Genomic DNA, 7,551 nt, shown 5'->3' with positions numbered 1-7,551 from the left:
GCGTGGTTTGAGCCTGAACTTCCGGCGCAGTATGTTCATGCGGCAGAACATGCGGTGCGGAGAATCCGTGGCTGGCGCTGACGATCGCCTGTTCCGGGGAGACCTGCGCCACCTGCTGAAGGGCCGCCTTCATGTGGTTGATCGAATCCTCGGACAGCGAGGTTTGATCCACGACGACAATTCCCAGCCGGGTTGTTCCGTCATCAAGCAGAATCACGCGCGCAGCCAGCGGGTCGTGCTGCCCGACGAAACCGTCGATAGGGTAAAGGCTGGCAGGGATATCGATGTCCGCCCGGCCCGCGCCAGCCGTGAACGGCGCGGCCTGAGCCAGCCCGCAAAGCATCATCATTCCCATTGCCAGGGAGTGGCGTAGAAAAGTTGTTTTCATCATCGGTCCATCGTATGGCCGCGCACGGCGGCGCTCACTCGGTACGTGGATAGTGTTGCCGCCACCGGGCAGGGCGGCGAGCGACAACCCATCCGTGGGGTGATTGTGCGGCAATTGTGCGGCAAACGGCCTCAACGCGGTGTCAGGCGTGACTCAGGATAACGTGAGCACCTGTAACCGGGCTGTTGCCTTCGTGACGTCACACGCCATGTCCCTATAAGTCCGACCGCCGTCGGACGCGCGCGTTCCATCACTTGCCCTCGATTTTCACGCGCTTAGGTGCGAAACCGTAGCGCGAGGTTAAACCCGGCCTCTGTCGGCACCTGAATACCGTTTTCGTTCTCAACAAACGGCAGATTCCCGGCCAGCAGGCTCTGGCGCGTCTGGTCGAGCGAGCGGGTCTTGAAGCTGAGCGCCGCCATTCGCGGCTGACCGTCATAATCGCTCGGCAGCGCGCCAAATTCGGCGCGGGCCGCTTCGGCACTCAGGAAACGCACCCGCGTTTGTCCTGCCTGCAGGCTTAATTCGCCGTTGGTGCCGGAGGTCAATACCGCCGAGTCAAACAGTCGGCGGTAGACCGCGGCGGCGTCTTCTGGCCGCTCGGCGGCAATCACGAACTCCGCGATCTCGACGACGCCGTTGCGGTGTTTACGCCACGCCGGCTGCCATACGGCTTCCGGGGTCAAGTGCTGACAGAAAAAGCTGACGCCGTTCGCAATGGCGTCGGCGCGCAGTCGGGCGATGCGGAAGCGCGCTTCTATCTGACTGCCGTCCGGCAGCGTGACCGGTCGGGAAAAGGACGCTGGCGTGTCCCCGTCGAGCTGCTGCTGTTGCAGGTGCTGATAGACGGCGTCCGCGTCTGAGGTCTTCCATACCAGCCCGCTGAGGCCGAGCGGGGACTGGCAAAAGTCTTTGCCGGTTTCGGGCTCATAGCCCAGCAGTTCCAGATAGGTCTCGCCGAAGATCGCCAGATGGTTGCTGGAGCCCATCGTGTGATGGCCGCGCTCGCTGAGTTGAAAACCGAGACGCCGAAACAGCGTGCTGGCTTCATCCAACTGGTCGGCGACGTTGATGATCACATGGTCGACCACGGGGGGTAATTCAGGCATACACCATTCTCCCTGTGTTAAAAAGTGAATCGCGGGGCGCGCCCGCCGCCCCATTGTAACAGCGTTGCGGCGCGTTATGGGGGATGAGTCTCTGCGCTAACGGACGAAAAATTCCCTCGTAACAGGGCGGCGAAAAACCGGTCTGCCGGGGTGCCACGCAGGGACGAACGCCGTGAGAGCGAAGCGCGCTGCGCCAGCGTCGGGACTCTCTCCGTCATCAGGGCGGCGGCGGCGTATTGCAGGTCGGTTGAGGCTCCGTGCAGAGGCTAACATCCTGTTCCCTGTCATTTTTCCTATGCTACGCTGAAGTCTCTTGCACCGCTGAAATCATAAGGAAGCCATATGACGGGAATCTCTCAATTGTTCGAAGCCGTGGGGTTGGGGCTGGTGTTGTTATTGCCGCTGGTCAACCCGCTGACGTCGGTGGCGCTGCTGCTAAGCCTGTCCGGGAACATGACCCGCAAGGACATTAGTCAGCAGTCTACGATGGCGGCGTTTTACGTCTTTTTGATCATGATGGTGGCGTTTTACGCAGGCCAGCTGGTCATGAATACCTTTGGTATTTCGATTCCGGGGTTGCGCATCGCTGGCGGGCTGATTGTTGCCTTTATCGGTTTCCGCATGCTGTTTCCTCAGAAGTCGCATATCGAGACGGCGTCGGCGGATCAAAAAGTGCCGGACGTCACCAAAAAGGATTCGGAAAACATTGCGTTTGTACCGCTGGCCATGCCGGGAAGCGCCGGGCCGGGGACGATTGCGATGATCATCAGCTCGGTGTCGACGCTGAAAGCCAACTCGCTCGGATTCGAACAGTGGGTGCTGATGGTGAGCCCGGTGATGACGTTTATTGCCGTAGCTCTCATCCTGCTGGTGTGCCTGAAAAGCGCGGGTTTCATCATGCGTTTGATTGGAAAAAGCGGTATCGACGCCGTTTCGCGACTGATGGGTTTTCTGTTGGTCTGCATGGGCGTGCAGTTCATTATCAACGGGGTGATGGAGCTGATCGCTTCCTATTGAATCCGCTGCCTGAGGCCCGTGAACGGGGAGCGCGCGTCGGCCGGTTTACCGTATGACCGTGTGCCGTGACAGACGCTGCGTTCTGCGCGGCTGCCACCGTTTTTTGCCGTTGGCGCTCGGTCGTTGTCGCGGGAAGTTCAATTGCCGAGACAACGCCTGGGCGAAATGAGAACGTGGGTGAGGGCGGTCGAAGTTTCCTACGGCGAAGGGTTGCCCCCGACAATGCCCTCAACGCTATCCCATCGTCTTGTCGTCCTCCGCGCTCTCTTGTTGATGCTCCTCGCGACTTGTCCCCTCGGCCGACGCGCTTAGTTCCAGGCGTGACGGGGAGGGTTAACCCGGTTGAGATAGTAGTTGCCGACGTGAAAATACTTCCAGCGAACCGGGTCATGCAGGGTGTGGGTCCGGGCGTTGCGCCAGTGGCGGTCAAGATTGTATTCGGCCAACGTGGCGCGGGTTCCGGCCAACTCAAACAGCTTGTTGCCAGCCAGCAGCGCGATTTCGGTGGACAGCACCTTGGACTCGGCGGTGGCGACCGCGGCCGCCGCGACCGTCTCTTCACTCGGCGTGGCGACGGCGACGTCAATCAGGCGTCCGGCGCGTTCCAGCAGCGCTTCGGCGGCGTGCAGGCGGATAGCGAGATCGCCGACGGCGGCAATGGTGAACACATCTTCTGCGGCAGTCTGTTTATCGCTGTCGATCCAGGGCCGTGATTTTTCCCGTACGAACGCCAGCGTGTCGGCGATCGTGCCACGGGCGATGCCGACGTCCACGGCAGACTGAATGATCTGCGAAATCGGGCCGGACGGGGTGGGGCGATCGAAGGCCCGCCAGGCGGGAATGACGCGCTCAATGGGGGCCCGCACATGATCGAGGATGACGGTGCCGGAGGCGGTGGTGCGCTGGCCGAAGCTCGACCAGTTGTTGATCACCGTCAGCCCCGGCGCATCGCGATCAAATACGACCAAATGCGGCCGCCCTTCCTCGTCGATGGCGACCGTATGAACGATGTGCGCCAGCAGCGCGCCCGTCGCATAGAACTTCTCTCCGGTCACGACGACCTCATCGCCTTCGCGACGGAGCGTGGTTTTAAAGTCGGCCACGGTAGCGCCGCCTTTTTCCGAAAAGGCGTTGCCCCAGCGGATGCCCCGCAGAATATCGGCCAGCAGCGTTTTTTTCTGACTTTCAGTGCCGTCGGTCAGCAGATGCGCGACCCCCGCCAGATGGTTCTGCGGGATTTGACCGAGAGCGGAGTCCGCCGCGGAGATAATCGCGATGACCTGCGCCACCGTGGCGTAGGAGACGCCAGCCCCGCCGTAGGCGCGCGGAATGCTGATGCCCCAGAGTCCGCTTTGCGAAAACGTCTCCAGCTCGGCAATCGGCAAAATGCCTTCGCGGTCACGGCGGGCGGCGCCCGTAGCAAACTGCGCGGCCAGCCGTTCGGCGACGGCGATGGCCTCCTCGTCGCTGGCGATGATGTGCGCAGGCGACGTCGGGCGGGGGAGCGGCGTAAAGGGGGCGGAAGCATTGACCCGGACTTCCGGCTGAGTGGCGGTCACGTCGATGGTGGACATAAGCATTTCTCCTCACAGGCGAAGGCGCAACGGCGCCGAGGCCCTCATCCTAGCAATCGCAGCGCCGGGTCTTATAGACGAATTCCGGATAACCTTATTTGTCAGGTATCTGTTTTTTATAGATAAAAAAGAGATTAGCTTATGTCGCAGCCGACGCCTTTCAGGAAAATGGTCAGCGCTTTAATAACATGCGTGGTGCGCTCATCGATCTCCTCATGGTCGTGTCGCACAGGGATCAGCGCGCCGAAGACGAGGTTCATCAGCATCCCGGCATAGACCTTTGCTTCCTCTTCATCCTGCAGCGGCAGCTTGCCGCGACGGGCCTGCGCCAGAAGCCAGTCCATCAGCGCCTCACGGGGGTGAAATCGTCCGCTGGCGTAAAGGGTGTCGGATGTTTCCGGTGCTTCTACCGCAGCCTTCATAAAGACGCGAATGAAGTCCAACCGACGTTGTCCTGCCGCGTCGTCCATATCCAGACGAAAAATTTTTATCAGTGACGTCAGCATGGGCAGGTCCTCAGCCTCCGGCCGAGGAAGATCCAGAAACAACCGCTGATTTTTCTCGACGACCGAATAATAAATCTCGTTTTTGTTGTGGAAGATCGCATACAGGTCACGTTTCGAGACTGCCGCCGCGGTGGCGATCATGCTGGTGGTCGTTCCCGTGAAGCCATGCTGGCGGAACAGGCTGTCGGCGGCGTCGATAATGTGGGAGCGCCGTTGTGACGGGGTGTGCGCCATGCCATCAGGCGAGGTCGGTGGCATCGTTTTCATCGTAAGGCTTCCTCTTCTCATGCCGTTGACAGGGCTGAATCCTGAATCAATACTTGGTACTCAAGAGTACCATGGAAACGGCGTCGTTTGCCGTCGTCCTGTCCAGGCAGGAGTGCGGATCGCCCGCGGCGGTGACAAGAGCGAGCGCCGCCGCGGTCATTAGTACCGCCTGGCGGGTAGCGGCTCGGCGCTTTCGGCTATGCCAACTTGTTGAAAGGAAACAACCTATGTCTAATCGCTTGGCTCTTCCCGTGTTACACCCGACCTCCCTCGCGCTGGGCGCGATACTGTGCATTGGCTGTCTGCTGGCGCCAGCCCGTGCGGCGGATCAAGACCTGCTGCGCGTCGGCGCCGCCAAAGTGGATATCACGCCGACCACCCTGAAAGAGATGAACCCGATGGGCGGGGATTTCGTCGGGGTTCACGATCCGATTTATCTGCGCACGCTGCTCATCAATAGCGGCGGCGGCAAAGTGGCGTTGGTTTCGGTGGACAGTATGGAGGTGGGCGACACGACGGCGGTGCGTCAACGGATTGAAAAGGATCTGCAAATCCCGTTCGCCAATATCCTGATCTTCGCCACGCACGACCACAGCGCGCCGCGGGTTGGAAATGTCTCTCCGGGCGCGTTGGCGCACGAGGGAACGACGACGTCCTTGGCCTGGAGCGAAGGCCTCTACAGCAAAATGATCGAGGCGCTTCGTCAGTCTGAACAGCAGGCGAAACCCGCACGCTTTGGCGTGGGGAAAGGGATGGTTAACGTCAACGTGAATCGCGACGAATATACCGCCGACGGCTGGATTATCGGCGTGAATCCCACCGGTCCGTCCGACAAAGGGCTGTGGGTGATGAAGTTCGACACGCTGGACGGCCAACCTATCGCGCTGCTGACGAACTATGCGGTTCACTCCGTGACGACGCTCGGTATCAAGCAGATCAGCGGCGACCTGGCCGGGGTGGCCGCCAACTATGTGGAGAAAACGCTCGGGGGGAACGCGGTGTCGCTGTGGTCGGCGGGAACGATCGCGGACCAGAATCCGAGGATCTTCCGCGCCGGTTTGTCGGACACCGATGAGAAAGACGCCGCGTTTGCCTGGAATGCGGCTGAGACTCAGGGTCAGACGGTGGGCGAGGCGATTGTCCGCGTCGCCCGCGGCATCAAGCCCGAAGACATGACCCGTCGGGTGAACCTTTGGGCAGAAGAGACCGTGGTGAGCTGCCCAACGCAGCAAGGGACCGAGACGATGCAGAACATGAACCAAACTCAGGTCGAGAACGTGAATCTCCGCCTCGGTCTGGTCATGTTGAACGATACGGCGCTGGCGGGGGTGTCGGGCGAAGTGATGACCGGTATCGGCTATCGACTGGCGCAAAGCTCGCCGCTCAGCAAAACGATCCTCACGTCTATCGTCAACGATCGCATCGGCTATATTCCGGACGACGCCTCTTACGCTAATCAGATCTTCGAAGTGAAGGCGAGTCCGCTGAAGGCAGGCTGTGCGGAAGATGCCATCGTCAATAACTTCACCACGATGATAGGCAACGCGTTGCAAAGGCAGAAATAGGCGTGCGTCGAGGGGCGTGGACGGCAGGTTTACGCCCCGTTTTCTCCGAGGGGCCGGGGAAGAGACGTGGTATGACCGGTGCGGACACGATATCCGTGCAAGCTGCACAGCGCGCTGCGGGGTTTTGCCTGTTGTGCGGTGCCTCTGGCCGGTTTTCGTCTTTCTGCGTAGTCTTGTCTAAAGTTTATGCATAGGCGATACCTTTTCACCGTCGCGTGCGTCGCCGACTCGCCACCCTCACTATAAGGACCTCTGCCTCGTGAAAAAAATAGGATTTTTGTCGTTTGGCCACTGGACGCCTTCGTCTCAGTCGGCAACGCGTTCGGCGGCGGATACGCTGCTGCAATCCATCGATTTGGCCGTCGCTGCGGAAGATCTGGGGGCGGACGGCGCCTATTTTCGGGTACACCATTTCGCGCGTCAGCTCAGTTCGCCCTTCCCGCTGCTGGCAGCCGTAGGGGCGAAAACCCATCGCATTGAGATCGGCACCGGCGTCATCGATATGCGTTACGAAAATCCGCTGTATATGGCGGAAGACGCCAGCGCGGCGGACCTGATTTCCGGCGGGCGTCTTCAACTCGGCATTAGCCGTGGGTCACCTGAGCAGGTTATCGACGGCTGGCGCTATTTCGGCTACCAGCCTGCGGAGGGAGAAACCGACGCGGATATGGCGCGCCGCCATACCGAGGTGCTGCTCGATGCGCTGCGCGGAGAAGGCTTCGCCGAGCCGCATCCGCAGCCGATGTTTCCCAACCCGCCGGGACTGCTGCGCCTCGAACCTTTTTCAGAAGGACTGCGCAATCGAATCTGGTGGGGCGCTGGCTCGAACGCCACGGCGGTGTGGGCGGCCAAACTTGGCCTGAATCTGCAAAGCTCCACGCTGAAAGACGATGAAACCGGCGAGCCGTTCCACATTCAGCAGGCCAAACAGATCCGGGCGTATCGTGAAGCGTGGAAAGCGGCGGGACACGCGCACGAGCCTCGCGTATCGGTCAGCCGCAGCATCTTTGCGTTGGTCGATGATCGGGACCGTGCCTACTTCGGCGGTGGAGGACAGGATGCCGATCAGGTCGGGTTCCTGGATGATAAAACGCGCGCGATTTTCGGCCGCAGCTATGCCGCCGA

At 60.6% G+C, this 7,551-nt stretch carries 6 protein-coding genes and 1 pseudogene; 3 read left to right on the top strand and 4 right to left on the bottom strand.

The window, feature by feature from the left end; genetic code table 11:
* Together Q7O77_RS12065 and Q7O77_RS12060 are read right to left on the bottom strand one after the other, a co-directional pair.
* A pseudogene (locus tag Q7O77_RS12065) lies at positions 1–388 on the bottom strand (hypothetical protein); the annotation flags it as partial.
* A 275-nt stretch (positions 389–663) separates the two neighbouring features.
* Positions 664–1,497 (bottom strand): VOC family protein, encoded by an 834-nt coding sequence (locus Q7O77_RS12060; protein ID WP_304167537.1) that lies wholly within the window; start codon positions 1,495–1,497, stop codon positions 664–666.
* 342 nt (positions 1,498–1,839) lie between these two features.
* On the opposite strand from Q7O77_RS12060, the gene Q7O77_RS12055 reads away from it, so the two are divergent.
* A complete protein-coding gene (locus tag Q7O77_RS12055; protein WP_304167534.1) occupies positions 1,840–2,514 on the top strand; it encodes a MarC family NAAT transporter in 675 nt (224 codons plus the stop codon).
* 308 nt (positions 2,515–2,822) lie between these two features.
* Here Q7O77_RS12055 and Q7O77_RS12050 read toward each other — a convergent pair whose 3' ends face one another.
* Positions 2,823–4,088 carry an SfnB family sulfur acquisition oxidoreductase gene (locus Q7O77_RS12050; protein WP_304167531.1) on the bottom strand — a complete coding sequence of 422 codons (1,266 nt, stop codon included), beginning with the start codon at positions 4,086–4,088 and terminating at the stop codon, positions 2,823–2,825.
* Between the two features lie 134 nt (positions 4,089–4,222).
* Complete coding sequence (locus Q7O77_RS12045) at positions 4,223–4,861, bottom strand: TetR/AcrR family transcriptional regulator (protein ID WP_304167528.1); 639 nt, start codon at positions 4,859–4,861, stop codon at positions 4,223–4,225.
* Positions 4,862–5,088: 227 nt separating this feature from the next.
* On the opposite strand from Q7O77_RS12045, the gene Q7O77_RS12040 reads away from it, so the two are divergent.
* Positions 5,089–6,426, top strand: a complete 1,338-nt coding sequence (locus tag Q7O77_RS12040; RefSeq protein WP_304167525.1) for a neutral/alkaline non-lysosomal ceramidase N-terminal domain-containing protein — start codon at positions 5,089–5,091, stop codon at positions 6,424–6,426.
* Between the two features lie 259 nt (positions 6,427–6,685).
* Positions 6,686–7,551: LLM class flavin-dependent oxidoreductase (locus tag Q7O77_RS12035; protein ID WP_304167522.1), on the top strand; the 866-nt coding region annotated here is incomplete at its 3' end.

Source organism: Lonsdalea britannica (assembly GCF_946477055.1).
GTDB classification, from domain to species: domain Bacteria; phylum Pseudomonadota; class Gammaproteobacteria; order Enterobacterales; family Enterobacteriaceae; genus Lonsdalea; species Lonsdalea britannica_A.
This window is presented reverse-complemented; position numbering and strand designations above follow the sequence as displayed.